This is a genomic window from Virgibacillus aidingensis (genome assembly GCF_010994035.1).
Taxonomy (GTDB): Bacteria; Bacillota; Bacilli; order Bacillales; family Amphibacillaceae; genus Virgibacillus_N.
Genome location: NZ_WIXN01000007.1, coordinates 42,316 through 56,619, shown reverse-complemented (window position 1 = coordinate 56,619; position 14,304 = coordinate 42,316). Strand labels below are relative to the sequence as shown.

The 14,304-nt window shown below is 40.6% G+C and carries 12 protein-coding genes and 1 riboswitch; of the genes, 7 read left to right on the top strand and 5 right to left on the bottom strand.

The window, feature by feature from the left end:
- Positions 1–180: 180 nt before the first annotated feature.
- Positions 181–1,578: a M20 family metallopeptidase gene (locus GHD25_RS07680; RefSeq protein ID WP_164215801.1), complete on the bottom strand. Its 1,398-nt coding sequence runs from the start codon at positions 1,576–1,578 to the stop codon at positions 181–183.
- Positions 1,579–2,021: 443 nt separating this feature from the next.
- On the opposite strand from GHD25_RS07680, the gene GHD25_RS07675 reads away from it, so the two are divergent.
- On the top strand, positions 2,022–2,246 hold the full coding sequence (locus GHD25_RS07675; protein ID WP_164215800.1) for a hypothetical protein: 225 nt from the start codon (positions 2,022–2,024) through the stop codon (positions 2,244–2,246).
- On the opposite strand, the gene GHD25_RS07670 is transcribed toward GHD25_RS07675, so the two are convergent.
- Entirely contained in the window at positions 2,243–2,764 is a 522-nt protein-coding gene (locus tag GHD25_RS07670) for a YbaK/EbsC family protein (protein WP_164215908.1), read from the bottom strand. The two genes, GHD25_RS07675 and GHD25_RS07670, sit on opposite strands and share 4 nt — an antisense overlap.
- Positions 2,765–2,876: 112 nt before the next feature.
- On the opposite strand from GHD25_RS07670, the gene GHD25_RS07665 reads away from it, so the two are divergent.
- Together GHD25_RS07665 and GHD25_RS07660 are read left to right on the top strand one after the other, a co-directional pair.
- Positions 2,877–3,269 (top strand): hypothetical protein, encoded by a 393-nt coding sequence (locus GHD25_RS07665; RefSeq protein ID WP_164215799.1) that lies wholly within the window; start codon positions 2,877–2,879, stop codon positions 3,267–3,269.
- Positions 3,270–3,349: 80 nt separating this feature from the next.
- Positions 3,350–3,517: a hypothetical protein gene (locus GHD25_RS07660; RefSeq protein WP_164215761.1), complete on the top strand. Its 168-nt coding sequence runs from the start codon at positions 3,350–3,352 to the stop codon at positions 3,515–3,517.
- Positions 3,518–3,583: 66 nt separating this feature from the next.
- On the opposite strand, the gene GHD25_RS07655 is transcribed toward GHD25_RS07660, so the two are convergent.
- A complete protein-coding gene (locus tag GHD25_RS07655; protein ID WP_240452273.1) occupies positions 3,584–4,501 on the bottom strand; it encodes a DMT family transporter in 918 nt (305 codons plus the stop codon).
- Positions 4,502–4,709: 208 nt separating this feature from the next.
- A riboswitch (cobalamin riboswitch) is annotated at positions 4,710–4,874 on the top strand.
- Between the two features lie 142 nt (positions 4,875–5,016).
- Between GHD25_RS07655 and GHD25_RS07650 the strand changes: the two genes are divergently transcribed.
- The 4 genes from GHD25_RS07650 (at position 5,017) to GHD25_RS07635 (ending at position 9,559) form a co-directional block, all read left to right on the top strand.
- Positions 5,017–5,316 (top strand): hypothetical protein, encoded by a 300-nt coding sequence (locus GHD25_RS07650; protein WP_164215798.1) that lies wholly within the window; start codon positions 5,017–5,019, stop codon positions 5,314–5,316.
- A gap of 1,350 nt (positions 5,317–6,666) precedes the next feature.
- Complete coding sequence (locus GHD25_RS07645; RefSeq protein WP_164215797.1) at positions 6,667–7,710, top strand: asparaginase; 1,044 nt, start codon at positions 6,667–6,669, stop codon at positions 7,708–7,710.
- A gap of 87 nt (positions 7,711–7,797) precedes the next feature.
- The gene (locus tag GHD25_RS07640; protein WP_164215796.1) at positions 7,798–8,031 is read left to right on the top strand and encodes a DUF3953 domain-containing protein; all 234 of its coding nucleotides are present in this window, start codon (positions 7,798–7,800) and stop codon (positions 8,029–8,031) included.
- Between the two features lie 124 nt (positions 8,032–8,155).
- Entirely contained in the window at positions 8,156–9,559 is a 1,404-nt protein-coding gene (locus tag GHD25_RS07635) for a hypothetical protein (protein WP_164215795.1), read from the top strand.
- 151 nt (positions 9,560–9,710) lie between these two features.
- On the opposite strand, the gene GHD25_RS07630 is transcribed toward GHD25_RS07635, so the two are convergent.
- Positions 9,711–11,201 (bottom strand): potassium/proton antiporter, encoded by a 1,491-nt coding sequence (locus GHD25_RS07630; protein ID WP_164215794.1) that lies wholly within the window; start codon positions 11,199–11,201, stop codon positions 9,711–9,713.
- Between the two features lie 417 nt (positions 11,202–11,618).
- Positions 11,619–14,288 (bottom strand): DEAD/DEAH box helicase family protein, encoded by a 2,670-nt coding sequence (locus tag GHD25_RS07625; protein ID WP_164215793.1) that lies wholly within the window; start codon positions 14,286–14,288, stop codon positions 11,619–11,621.
- Positions 14,289–14,304 lie beyond the last annotated feature (16 nt).

Below are 14,304 nucleotides of genomic sequence, written 5' to 3'. Positions count from 1 at the left end.
TTTTCCATATTAATAATATGAGAAATTGCAAAATCATATTATTTCGTAAATATGTTTTTGGGATGCATCTCCGATAAATGGAGAGTGTGTATAACAGCTGATAAAAGTTGGAAAAATAACAACATATCGCAACTCATCACTACTCTAAGTGGCAAATTAAACAAAACTCCCGTGTGGTAATTATTTTCTATTTACTGGCGGTACAACATCTTCCGGAATAGGAGAAACATAACTTTCGCCGCCAAACTTTTCTGTTAATTCCTCTTTTGCCTGTTGAATCAGATTTTCATCCTGTATCATTTCAACTGCGGTGGATGCAATTACTTTTCCTGCATGAAGCATTCCTTTTTGGCCAATGGAAGAGCCGACCTGTGCCACTACCTGCCAGGTATGAAGAGAGGTGCCGTTTGCCATGGTGACTGCATGCGCCTGGCTTGTAGGTGTAACATTGCTTACATCTGCTACATCTGTAGAGGCGAATGCTTCTTCATCAGTTAACGGTAATATTGTGTCAGATAAAATTTGGCCTTTCATACTTTCATGCCATAGATTATTTAATTCATCTTTACTTAATGTGGCCTGAATCTTTTTGGCAAATTGAATCTCTTCTTCGGTAAATTCAGGAATGCCAAGTTTATGGAAGTTATTCAGCATAACCTGATCGATGGTTCTGTTTTTAATTAAATCCGATGTACCACTGTCAAATTCCAGCTCCATTTCCGTTTCTGTCATGTGGGCTGCTCCTTCAGCAATTTTAACCAATCGCCGATAGATTAGTTCTACTTGATTCACTTTCGGAGCTCGGATTAAATAAAGTACTTCAGCATCCGATTGGACGACATTTGGTGAATAGCCGCCTGTATTGGTAACAGCATAGTGGATCCTTGCCTGTGGTATAATATGTTCACGCAAATAATTGACACCGACGTTCATCAGCTCCACTGCATCAAGTGCGCTCCTGCCAAGGTGGGGAGCCGCAGCAGCATGGGCTGAACGACCTTTAAAACGGAAATAAACCTGGTAGGTAGCCAGGGCATTCATGGCACTTACCGCATTGGCCGGAGCTGGATGCCACGTAAGGGAAAAATCAACATCGTCAAAGACTCCATCACGAACCATATATGCTTTAGCGTCTCCATTTTCTTCTGCAGGGCATCCATAATATCGGACGGTACCAGTTATATTATGTTCTCTCATATAATCTTTAACAGCTACAGCAGCAGCGAGTGCCCCTGTCCCCAGCAAATTATGACCGCAGCCATGCCCATTTCCGTTTTTCTTAACCGGTTTTTGTTCAGCAATACCCGCCTCCTGGCTGAGCCCGGCAAGTGCATCATATTCACCCAATATTGCTACTACCGGATTTCCGCTTCCATAGGAACCAATAAAAGCTGTAGGAATATTTGCCACATTCCTTTCTACCGCAAACCCTTCCTCTTCCAGACTTCTACAGAGAAGATCAGCAGATGCAGTCTCCTCGTAGCTCTTCTCAGCCAGCTCCCAGATCCGCTGGCTAACGGAAATAAACTTGTCTCGCTTGTTTTCAATTATTTCATCAATTCTCTTCGAATGATGCATATAAAATCACTCCTTATAAACAGTGATAAACATTGGGACGATCCTTACGTTGCAAAAAGAAATTTTCAGTCAAAAGGGTATGTTACATGTGCATTTCATTGGTAGTTATTTTTATATATATAACAAGCAGGTTCTTCCATATGACTGAAATAAATAGTTTTAATTGAAACATGCATTTATTCAGCCATTGGTATGAACAGTAAAATTTGGTGAATTCAGTTTATCATATACATTATGGAAGTGAAAACGATGTAAGGATCCTGTCCAGGAAGACTGATCCAAACAGCGGGACGGTTCTACTGTTGCAAATTAATTTGTAACAGTAGAAGAACATCGCTTTTCGAGGCTAGAACCTTTCAAAAGAAGATATATTACAACTTATAAATAGCACGAACAACCTTAAACACAGAGCCATCTTTCTCTTAATATACGGAAGTGGATAATTGAAGCTCCAATTAAAAATCAGAGATATTGTCAGTAAGTCCATGCGTATTAGTTTGGAAGAAGCGAAGTATGACACCAACCGGTATACGGTATTAACAGGTATCGCACTTCAGGAACTCCGGCATTATTTCCGAAAGGAGTTCGCAAATAAAGCCTATACACTGAATGACTGGTGCTGCTTTGCAAAAGCAAATTTTTTTAAATCAAAAAGAGTGCTGCACTAAGTAGCACTCTTGGAACTTTCGCCTGAAGTTATTCCAATTTCTTCTTCCTGCCATCCTTTACATACATCAACCCAGGCCTTTGCAAAGGAATAGGTAAACAATTCTTCACAGGTTAACTCAATTGCTGAGTTCGTACTGCCGCAAGCTGGAAATACCTTATCAAATCGTTTCATGGAAACATCGAGATAGACGTCAAGGTCATTTGCCAGTCCAAACGGACATACACCCCCGACTTCATGTCCTGTTTGTTCCTGTACTTCGTCGTGACTAAGCATCCGAGCTTTAAAGCCGAATGTATGACGGAATTTTTTATTGTCAATTTTAGCATCGCCTGCTGCCACAACGAGTATTGCTTTATCTTCTTTCCCTCTGAAAGACAGTGTTTTGGCAATTTGCTCAGGTAATACGCCAATGGTTTCAGCAGCCTGCTGAACAGTTGCGCTGGAGCTCTTGAACTCCATAACTTCTGCTTCCCGGTTCCATTGTTTAAAATGTGCTTTTACACGCTCGATAGACACGCTGATCACCAACCTTTCTCTTAAACCTATTAGCATCTTATCAACTTTGTTTCGGTAAAGCAATAAAGATATTCCGGGCAATAAATACAACTTTTTCCCTTTAAAAATCGAAATGAAATTCAATACGCATAATTTAGACGATACAAGGCATAATATGAATAGCGTTGGAATAAAAGGGTTGGTTAAAATGAGAAAAATACTTGCGATTGGTTTTATTATTTTAGTATCTTCTTTATCCAATACACTGATAGCAGATGCCACAGTCAGCAATACGGAACCAGAAACGAGCGGCTCAACCCATAACTGGGTCGAATACAGTACCAGCTACGATACAATAGAAGTTGGGAGCCATGAATATTCGTATTGGAAAAATTTTATCCGGCACACACGAACCTGCCATATATCCCACGTCATCAAAACGGTTGTATATTATTGTGATGAACATGATCATACAAAAACGGAAACAGAATTGACGGAAACTATTCATAGCGGGAATCACCGTTAGCTGCGGAATTCACGAATGAAAGCGGAGTTCTTGGGTAAGAACAGGCAGTATTTGCTTTAAATATCCAAATAGGAAAGGTGATGAAAATGGAAAAGAAACAGTACGATCCGGCAAATTTATCAGAAACAACACTTCAGCAAGTTCGTTCACTAGAAAAAACACTCAGCGAGGAAAAAGGAGAAGAAATTATCCTGATCGCATATGAAAACGATAATCAAGAAAAAGGAAATATATCCTACAAAGGGTAGCTGTTCAGCTGCCCTTATTTTTTATTGTGCTGAATGGGAAATCCTCCCGATTTCTTTGCACCATCTTCACATTCGTTTTTTTCTTCTCCCGATCAACCATGCTTCCAGCCCGCCGGATCCAAAAATTACTCCGGAAACAATGAAGATAAGTCCGATAAAATGAGAAAATAAGATAACTTCATTTAAGAATATGGCTGCTCCTATAATGGAAAAAAACGTATTTAAATTCAGGAATATGGATGTTTCAGCCGGCCCCAATTGGCTAATCGCATAGTTATAAGCCATATGGCCGACACCGGTTGCTATCACAGCTGAAAATAGAAATACCAGCCAAACAGTATAATCAACATTACTTAGAGAGGCTATGCCATTTGGTTCGCTCCACAGACTGATAACAAATAAAAAAACGGAACCAAAAATTAGCATATAGCCTGTAAACAGTCTTGGATCCATGGATTCTGCTGCCTTCTTGATAACAATAAAACTAAGTGCCTGGGATAAAATTGACAGCAAAATATATAAATCACCCAGGTTAATGGTATCAATGCCTTCACTGCCTGCAAGCACGGTAAAACTTACTCCGATAAACCCGAAAATAAAACCGGTGAATTGGAGTTTCGAAGGTTTTCTTTTTAAAATAACTGTAGCAAAAATAACAGTTAAAACCGGACCCATACCTAAAATTAATCCAGTATTAGCGGCGCTTGTCATCGTAAGGCCGCTTGCTAAAAAATAGTGGTGCAGCACAACACTGAATACGGACCCTCCAGCAATGAAATACCATTCTTTCTTTTTAGGCAGCCGTACCCCTCCGGCAAAAGCTAAAATGATAAAGACAACCAGACCGGCAACGAGAATACGAAGGGAAGTAATCGTAATTGGCATGAAGTTTTCCACGATTACTTTAAGTGCCGATACATTCATCCCCCACATAAGCATGACGAATATAACGATAAGGTAAATATAGCGTGTATTCTTGTCCAATTTGAGAACGCCCCTCCTGACAGAAATAATTGGAAAAAAAGCAGAATCTGAAATCAATATAATGAATGCTAGTTTATCATATTTAATCCTAAACGTGAAAAAACTGAACCTCAAAAAGATTGGAATTCCAAAATTGAGCTATCTCCAAAAAACAGGTCCAAACCGAATTAGAGGTTGACGCTCCATTTTTGTAGATTAGTATATAGTAACTGAATACGAAAAAATGGGTTGATTGCCAGCAGACTGCTGTTAATCATTAAAAGGGAAGGCCGGTGCAAAGCCGGCGCGTTCCCGCCACTGTAATTGGGAGTTTTCTGGTGAACTATGATGCTGTTCCTCCAGTAGAGGGTGCAGCCATCTTAATTGACGGGCAGAAATATACAGAAAATAATTAAGCTGTAACAGATGGAAATGAAGAAGTCGTTTTAAGTATTGATGAACCAGGAACCTATACACTCACAGCAGAGAGATTTAATGATGCTTCTGAAAGGAATATTACAAGGCCATTTGCAAAGGTGATTGTGGAAATGCCGCCGGATAACGCTCACCCGGTTATTTCAGCTGATGAGCTGGAAGATGGCATGACCGTTTCAGAGAAATCCATATCATTTAACACAGAAGCCATCGATGAGGTGGATGGTGAAGCAACTTCATCTGTTATGGTTAACGGGGAAACAATTGACATACAGTCTGATGGCCTATTCGAAGTACAATTAGAAGAAGGAACTAATCAAATGGTGTTTATGTTTCAAGTATCTATCACGATCTTGCCCACGCGCTTTCCACTGTTTTCCCCCTTGCTGTGTTTAGTGTGAGCTGGATAAGGATCCTGGAACGGTTTAAAAAGAAATATGGCATATTCCGGAATGAAAGATCCCGGCCGGCCACTCCAGATGAACATGCTGAAAACGCGATGCAGCTGAATGAAAAGGCGGGGCATGGATGATTGGAAAAATACGCAAACATTCATCATCCTTCACACCCCTTTATATAATCGAAGAGGGAATCACATTATATTTTATTTCGTTGTGATTAATATTATGCTGCCAGGATCTGGCATATGGATGTTGACTTTCTCAGATTATTAGCAATAAGGCAGAAGAGAATATATATTATCTTACACTTGAATAATTTTACTGGTTAAATAGTAAACAAACTGGGAAGTAAGGAAGAAAAAAACGTAAAATATCAACGAAATACTAAAGGGTTTGCTGCCGGTGTCATTTTATTTAAACAATAACTAAGGCAATGGCAGGAATTAATCAAGCAGGAAAACATTCATAAAGGCTATTTAGTCTAATGACAAACGCTTTTGTAGTAATTTGTCGAACAAAATGCTGAAATCCAATTTTGGTAAGCAAAACTAGCTGGATTTTACGAAAACACTTGTCGAAATGGATAATTTCTTCTCGGATTTTTGTCGAATCCATAACCAAAAATCAAAAACGGCTATTAGACTTTTTTTCTGCCAGTTGATATAAATAGGATAATAGAACTAGATAAAACAAAAAAGAGGATTAATTGTGACTTTAGTAATACGTGTCGGAGACAAATTAAAAAGGGGATAATTGTCCCGTAACAAACGTAAATAACGTCACTTTCAACTCAATTATTTCCACGCTTGAAAAGGCTTTAACTTTTCAAATGTATCCTCAAATTATCCTCAACTTAAAGAGCAGTTCATCCCCGGGCTGCTCTTTTTCCTTTAATTCAAAACCGCATTTAAATTCGACAATATATTTCCTGGGAAATACTTGGCTTACTTTCTGTAATCTTTACTGATGCCGCATACAAATATTTGCAGAAATAATTTTCCGCATCATAACACATACATATCCATACAACATGACTTATGATAAAGTAAATACTAAGAAAATATCTTCAACCGTAAAAAAGCAGGATGCGGAAAACCGGAATATTAGTTATCGCAGCTCTCTTACTTCAGGCTTTTGGTTAATTTATAATACTCGTATACTGTCATTCTATTTTTAGATTCACATCTAAAAAGTCTATTTTCCATTAGCTTTATGTTTTGCAGTGCAATCTTCATACCGAATTATGAAGCATCGCATCTCAAGACAGTAAACGGGTACTAAATAAATGAAATGCAATTTCAGGAATACCATTAACTTGGAAAGATAATCAAAAAGGGGAGGACGAAAAAGATGAATTCTACATTAAAACCGATTCAAGTGTACCGGGGAGACTATGTGGAAAGTGCCCATGATGTCCATATCGCTGTGGTTTCTGTAAAAGGAGATTTGCTGGCCTATTATGGGGATCCGAACAGGCTGACCTTTGCCCGCTCATCCATGAAGCCATTTCAGGCAGTACCGGTTGTTGAGTCACGTGCATTGGAGGCATATAACTTAACAGACAGGGAACTATCTTTATTTTGTGCAAGCCATAGCGGAGAGCCATTTCATCGAAGCGCAGTAGCAGAGGTTTTACGAAAAATCGGTTTGGAAGAAAATGATTTGCAGTGCGGCACGCATATTCCCAGAGATATCGACAGCTATAATCAATTAATGCGTGAGGGAAGACAGTTAACGCCGCTCTACAGTAATTGTTCCGGAAAACATGCCGGAATGCTGGCGGGAGTTCAGCAGCAAAACATGGACGTTGCTTCATACCGGGAGTTATCGCACCCATATCAGCAGCAGATTATGGAGGTCATTTCCAATGTGAGTGATGTTGCCAAAGAAGATATTAAAACATCAGTGGATGGCTGCGGGGTGCCTGTACATAGAATTCCACTTATCCAGCTGGCACGAGCATTCAGCAGGCTTGCTGCACCGGATGATTGGGCAACTGGTTCCGGGGAGAGAAGAGATGCACTCAAGCGAATCAGAGATGCCATGGCCAATTACCCGGAAATGGTTGCAGGAACAAAACGTTTTGATACTGATTTGATGAATATATTTCGGGGCAGAATTGCTGCAAAAGGTGGGGCGGAAGGAGTTCATTGCTTTGGAGACAGAGATACCGGAGTTGGTGTAGCTGTAAAGATAGATGACGGAAATGCCAGAGGGACAAGCGTTGCGTCCATGGAAGTTTTAAGACAGCTCCATATTGGAGATGCGTCCATTTGGGATCATTTGGCTGATTATTATCATGCCCCTGTGCTGAATGCAAGAGATGAAAAAATTGGCATCATTAAACCAGCCTTTAAATTAAATGTTTTACAGAAAATGAATATGGAAAACTAATTTTTCAGAAAGCAGTCCATATGCAGGAACGAATGGACTTATTGCCGGAATGAGCCGGATACAGATAACTACAAAGGGGGGATCGAGTTGCTGAAACAAGCCAGAACAGTACTTGCCATGATCGTGATAGTATTATCTTTGTTTAGTTTACTGACAAACAATATGAATGTATTTCCTTTCACGTTACTAGCCGTTTCACTCTTAATGCTGGTGATTGGTATCATGGCATTTCAGGAGAAAAAAACATGGCTGGGGGTTGCGAGTCTATTAGTATTTCTTTTCTTGCTGTTTGTAGTTATACAAGGGTTTATCATTGGATGACAGAAAGACATGCAGCTTTTATTATGGGCAAATTTGCTTCTCTCTTAAAACTGAAACCTTTCTATATTTCTACATATAGTTTATCCTTGGATATAGAGAAAGTTGACCAGGGAGAAAAGAATCAATGCACAAATGGGGATTAAGTATTGCAGTAAGTGTATATGCACTTTTACATTTTATTACTTATTTTTTTGAAAACGAAGTACTATTGCTTGTTTTGATGTTCAGCGGATTGGCATTATTTGCGTTTGCACTTGTAAACTATAAAATCAGCCGTTTCAAATTGCCTTTAACACTATTCTTAAGCGGATTTATTATATTCCTGATTTCAGATACCGAACTGCTTTACGGCTTTACAGGCGGGCTTTTGCAGATGAGCAATGTGATTGGGCTGCTTATTGTTGTACCGATGATCAGCTGGGTATTAAAAGAGGAATTCTATATGGAAGCAATTGTTGTTTTCGGGCATAAATTGCTGGATTCAAGCAGGAAGTTTTATGCCGGGATGGTTACCTTCACTCAAATTATTGCCTATTTCCTTTTATTTGGTGCAATTCCGATGATGTATCAGTTTGTCACAATGATTTTAAAGGATGAAAAAGGAGAGGCGTGGGAAAAATTTAAAGGAACAGCACTCCTGCGCGGATTTGCTTTATCTACTTTATGGGTGATTAGTATTCCCAGCTTTGTATTTGTAGTTGATGTCATGGAAGCCTCCTTGTTTATATCTATTTTACAGGGGATGCTGATGGCAGGTATTGGCGTTGTTCTGGCTGTCATTTTTTCCTTTTTTGAGGAAAAAAGATCCGGGGTGGATTTAACAGCGGGGCTGCAGAGTGAAATTGATGAAGTACTTCGGGAATCGGTTAACCAAAAGGAAACAAATAAAAACGTAATTGAATTTGCCGTTTTATTTATATCATTGTTTGGAACGATTTTTCTTCTTTATAGTCTTTTGGATATTGAGCTGCTGATTCTCATTCCTTTAACCATTATTGTTTGGACGATCGTTTATTTTATTGGAAAAGGCAGAATGAATCACTTTTATGCGGATGTCAAAACGCATATGCAGCATAAAATTACTCAGCAATCCTACCAGCTTTCCGTAATGCTTGGTGCAGGTATGCTGATATTTTCACTGAACCAGACGGCATTTGCGCAAACGGTAGTGGATGGTATTTATACGCTGCAGGAAATGGTGCCATTTTTAAATCTGCTTTATTTTCTTCCATTTATTATTATCGTTCTTGGCTTTTTTGGCCTGGGTCCATTAACTGTACTCGTCCTTGTGGGAGGAATTCTGGGAAGCATCCACTTACCGTATGAGCCGGAATTAATTGTGCTGGCAGTGACGTCAGGAAGTGCGATTTCCATTTTGCTTTCACCGCTGATTATGCCTATTATTACGCTAAGCGGTTCTAACGGATTATCCGGTTTCACAAATGGGATCCGGTTCAACTGGAAATATGCCCTGGCATTGTATATGGTAGTACAGATATATGTTCAGACACGGGTTTATATAGGGTGAGATGAAATTTTGACGAAGCATTTCTCATCTTGAAAAAAGGCTAATTACTTGCTGTACAGTTCCCGTAAAAGTTGACCATTTAGTTGTGATTACTTAACTGCAGGATAATAAAAGGTATATTGGCAAGCAGGGAGAATGAAGGTCTTAGCGGCTATCCTTCACCATTTGAAGGGGAATTGGCCGCTAATTTTTTGTTCAAAATCTCCATCTCATCATCAGGTACAAGAATATAAAGTATATCTTCTTTTTGAAGCACCGTCTCCGCAGTTGGCGGGATCGTTTCTCCATGGCGGATAATCAGAATGATATTTGCTTTATCCGGAAGCTCAATCTGTTTAATACTTTTCCCGGTCACAATATGCTTATCATTAATAAAGTATTCCACAATTTCCAAGTCCTTTTTGCCAACAGATAGTAAATCCATTGTATGCAGCGGGATGGCATCATCCGAAGTAACAAGCCCAAGTTTATTTGCTGCAAACTGCATCGTTGATCCCTGAATAACTACAGAAGTTAATACGATAAAGAAAATGATATTGAAATACAGCTGGCTGTATTCCAGTCCTGCAAGCATCGGAAAAAGTGCCAATACAATCGGTACAGCTCCCCGTAACCCTGCCCAGGAGAGAAATACTTTTTCCTTGAGACTGAATTTCATTCCAGCTACAGAGATGAATACAGCGATCGGGCGTGCTGCCAGCATAAGTATTACTGACAGCAGCAATCCCTGTAAAATAATGGGTATGGAAAACAAATCACTCGGGATCACAATGAGTCCAAGTATGAAAAATAAGCCAATTTGTGCGATCCAGGTAAATCCTTCATTAAAACGAAGGATTGCGTTTCGCTGTTTTAACCCTGAGTTTCCGATCACTATCGCACTCACGTAAACCGCAAGCAGTCCGCTCGCATTGGCAAGCTCGCTTACACTGAAGGCAAAAAAGGCAAAGGAGATCGCGAGCAATGGATATAATCCACTGGAAGAAAGGGTAATCCGGTATAATGCTTTGCTGCCGAGTTTTCCGATAAACAGCCCGAGGAGCAGCGCGATCCCCATCTGCCAGAAGAAATCCCAAATAAGCGCTATTATGCCGTTACCTTCCGCTGTAATCATTGCGATAAAGGAAGTAGTTAAAAATACGGCCATCGGGTCATTTGCACCCGATTCTGCTTCCAGGGTTGCCTCCAGTCTTTTTGTAATGTTTCTTCCCTGAAGCATAGCAAATACAGCTGCAGCGTCTGTCGAGCCGACGATAGCTCCCATCAGCAGAGCTTCCGGCCAGGAAAAGTCAAAAATCAATTTAGCAGCAGCTCCCAGAATAATGCTCGTGATGAATACTCCTATTGTTGCAAGGGAAAGTGCGGGAAAAGCTACCGGCCGGATAGTCTGCCAATTTGTTTTCATGCCGCCATCAAAAAGAATGATGACGAGTGCCATCATGCCGATCAGCTGTGCAATTGCCGGATCATCAAATGAAACCAGACCCAGCAGTTCTCCGCCGACAATCATCCCTAAAGAAATAAAAAAGATGAGGGAGGGTGCGTTAATTCTCACGGAAAATTGGACACTGAGAATGCTGGTGATCAGGATAATCGAAATAGCAAGAATGATCAGATTGGAATTAAGTATCTGTTCCAGCATAGTACACCTCTTGTTCTATTGCTAGGTTTATCTATACCCTGAATGGTAAGACGGTACACGTGGAAAACCGGCTATCTGCTGATGGGGAATTTTATAACTTTAGGGTTCTGTGAAATTTTTGCCTCAGTAAAAGGTTTTAACCCCGTCCCGGCGGTATGAGCGCAAAGACGCTCATTTTGAAAAAATGAATACGGAATTGCCTGGCACGAGTTGTGGAAAAAACATCCAGTACAGTCTGTACGGCGTCTGAACAGGCATTATAGTGTTTGTTTCTGGATATAACTAAGGTACATTTTATATATGGCGCATACGTGTTAAAACCGCTAAAATAAAACTCCCTGATCGGGACTTTCCGATCCGGGAGCAATCAAGATGTTATTATACATGTGTAAAATGGGAGTTCCGTGTTGTCAAAAATCATCTCCATACACTGATCCGCTCTGATCGTTTGACGAACTGGCCGGACATGGCGCGGACGCGGGCCTTTAATAACTTTTTTCTTCCCTCGGGCGTTCTGGTGTAGATGAGTTCGGCTTGACCGACTCTTTTTTTCCATTCCGCCAGCAAGGTTTCTGCATTTTCTTTTCTTCGGCCTATTTCTTCCGGTATGGCATGATAGTCATGACGGACCCACAATCGGCTGCCGGATTTCCGGTGCAGCAGGTAACGGGGATTTTCAATTGGATCAACAATTTCCTGTAAAGATTGCAGAAATAACTTCTGTTCATGCTTTGTACCATTTTCAAGGTAACATACCACTTCACCATCAGGGGACGCATCAGCATACACTTTATTCTGGGAAATGGGTGTTTGAATCAGGTCCAGTTTATATAAAGTGTGGTAAACGGAATTTCCTATTTCTCTCATGCTGGATTCTACCGAAGCATTTTTGATAAAAATTTTCAGTGCCTTCCACCAGAAGGGACTGGATAAAATAATCCCGATGATCAATCCTGCGATCAATTGAATAATCAGATCATCCGACTGCCGATAGTGATGCTGCTGGTTGCCCATCCCCCTTAGGACGTTAATAACTGTAACGAGGGTAATGGTCAACAACGATTTTAATGTATTGCGAAAAACAAAAGGTCTCGGTACTGCAGATGGATCCACCAGTGCTTCTTCCCGCTTTTCTTCTCCTTTATTTACAGCTTCCTGCCAGCGTGAGAACAGACGTTTTCGGTTTGTGGCTCTGCCTGTCATTTCATTATTGACTGTCAGTATTTCATCCCTGGTAAATTGCCGGACAGGAAGACGAAGCCGGTTCAGACCGGAAACAATCAATGGCAGCTCTTCATCCAGTCCTGACAAAGAACGGAACCGCCTTTTCAAAGCGTGAAAATCATAACCGCCATCTGCAGATTTTGGATCCACGCAAATAAGGTGCCAGATATTCGCTGTCTTGTCAGGATTGCCGGGCTCGGTGCGAATGGCACGTCCCCTCATCTGGTTGGTCAGCATAAATGTACCGACATAAGAGGCGAGGATAAGCGTATTTACACTTGGAGCATCCCATCCTTCACCAAGAAGTGCTGTCGTGCCAACCAATACATCAATTTTTCCTTTGGAGAAAATATCGGTAATAACCCTGACCATATACTGCCGGGATGTCCCCTGCCAGGTCACTTTCACATATTCCGCGTCATGGGGAAGTGTTTCTGTGTTGAAGCTCAGATGATGTTTTTCCAGAAGAGGAATGATATCTCTGGGCAAAATGACAACGGAACCTGTTAATACACCAAGTCTGCATCTGCTGCCAAGTTCTTTTCTTATATTTTCAAATATGGGAATAACACCAAGCCGGATCAGCGGTTTCTTTTCATCGGCGTTTTTCGGCAAATCATCTGCATAAATATAGTCTGCCAGAATGACAAGCCGAAGTTTATCCCCTTGCGCCTGTCTTTCCAGGGAAACAATTTTATTAATGCTTTCCAGCTTGGATGCACTATGTAATAAGGTTCGTTCCATTGATTTTGTAGCGTTCAATTTAACTTTCCGGTGTTCAAGTGCTCCGATATTTGACAATTGCTTTTTTATACTTTTCAGGGGTTCTTCTCCCGGATCTACCAATTCATCCTGATAAAAGAGGGCCGTCAGCAGCTCTTCCGTCCAATCCAAGTCAAAGGAGGGGAGATGTTTTGCTTTTTCATCGATTAATTCAAAGGGCATTTCCCATTGTGTGCTGCCAATTTCCTTTAAATAAAGAATCATACTGATAAAGTAACCATGATTACCGAGTTTTTCTTCCACATACTTTTCTGATTGCATCCATGGGTGTGTTTCGATCAGGGTTTTAAAAGCAGTATTATGTAAAAGTCCTTTTCTCAGTTCTTCCGCCTCTTTGTGAAAGGCATCTATAGGGCCCATTTCTTTCTTTGTTGGAGCAGACATCCATACATAATCCTGATGGGGACAGAGATCTCCTTCCTTTACAAGTGCAGCAACTTCTATTTCTTCGTCAATCGGGCCGCATAATTCGATATATTTATCCCATTCTGATTGATCCACATCATACGGTGGCGTGGCAGTTAAAGCAACAATAGCGGGGTTTTTTAATTTGTTTTTTACATAAAGACTAGTTTTCCACCAGCTTGTCCGCAAATGATGGGCTTCATCAAGCACAATGGTTTCGAACTGCTGCTGAAAAAACTTTTCCCGGAAAGTTTTTTTCTCTGATTGCACGATCTGTTCCATCTCTTCTTCTGCGTCATCAATAACATTTTCTTCCGGTTCCGTCTTGTCGTCCTCTTTAAATAAAGCGTGCAATCCCTGATATGTCGTAACAGTCATAAATTTTGGGTCGTACAAGTCAGTGGAAATCCATTCAGGTTTTTTCTTAACCTGCAAGAAAAGTTCCCTGAACCGGTTTACCCACTGGTTTCGGATCGCCAGTGTAGGGGCCACAATTAATGTAGGTTTATTTAATCGCAGCATGACCTCCAGACCGAGAACTGTTTTTCCTGAACCGGGCGGTGCCACCAAATGGAGATGTCCATTGTTGAGATGTGTCTCCAAGTGTTGAAGTACTTCCTTCTGGTAGCTGCGCCAAGGATAATAAAATGTAATGTCTGTTGGAAACTCCTGCATAAATTATCCCCCCATT

Bases quoted from the DNA above. Each gene is read 5' to 3' on its own strand.
- GHD25_RS07680 (WP_164215801.1), bottom strand. From the start codon at position 1,578: ATGCATCATTCGAAGAGAATTGATGAAATAATTGAAAACAAGCGAGAC.
- GHD25_RS07665 (WP_164215799.1), top strand. From the start codon at position 2,877: ATGAAATTCAATACGCATAATTTAGACGATACAAGGCATAATATGAAT.
- GHD25_RS07660 (WP_164215761.1), top strand. From the start codon at position 3,350: ATGAAAATGGAAAAGAAACAGTACGATCCGGCAAATTTATCAGAAACA.
- GHD25_RS07645 (WP_164215797.1), top strand. From the start codon at position 6,667: ATGAATTCTACATTAAAACCGATTCAAGTGTACCGGGGAGACTATGTG.
- GHD25_RS07635 (WP_164215795.1), top strand. From the start codon at position 8,156: ATGCACAAATGGGGATTAAGTATTGCAGTAAGTGTATATGCACTTTTA.
- GHD25_RS07630 (WP_164215794.1), bottom strand. From the start codon at position 11,201: ATGCTGGAACAGATACTTAATTCCAATCTGATCATTCTTGCTATTTCG.
- GHD25_RS07625 (WP_164215793.1), bottom strand. From the start codon at position 14,288: ATGCAGGAGTTTCCAACAGACATTACATTTTATTATCCTTGGCGCAGC.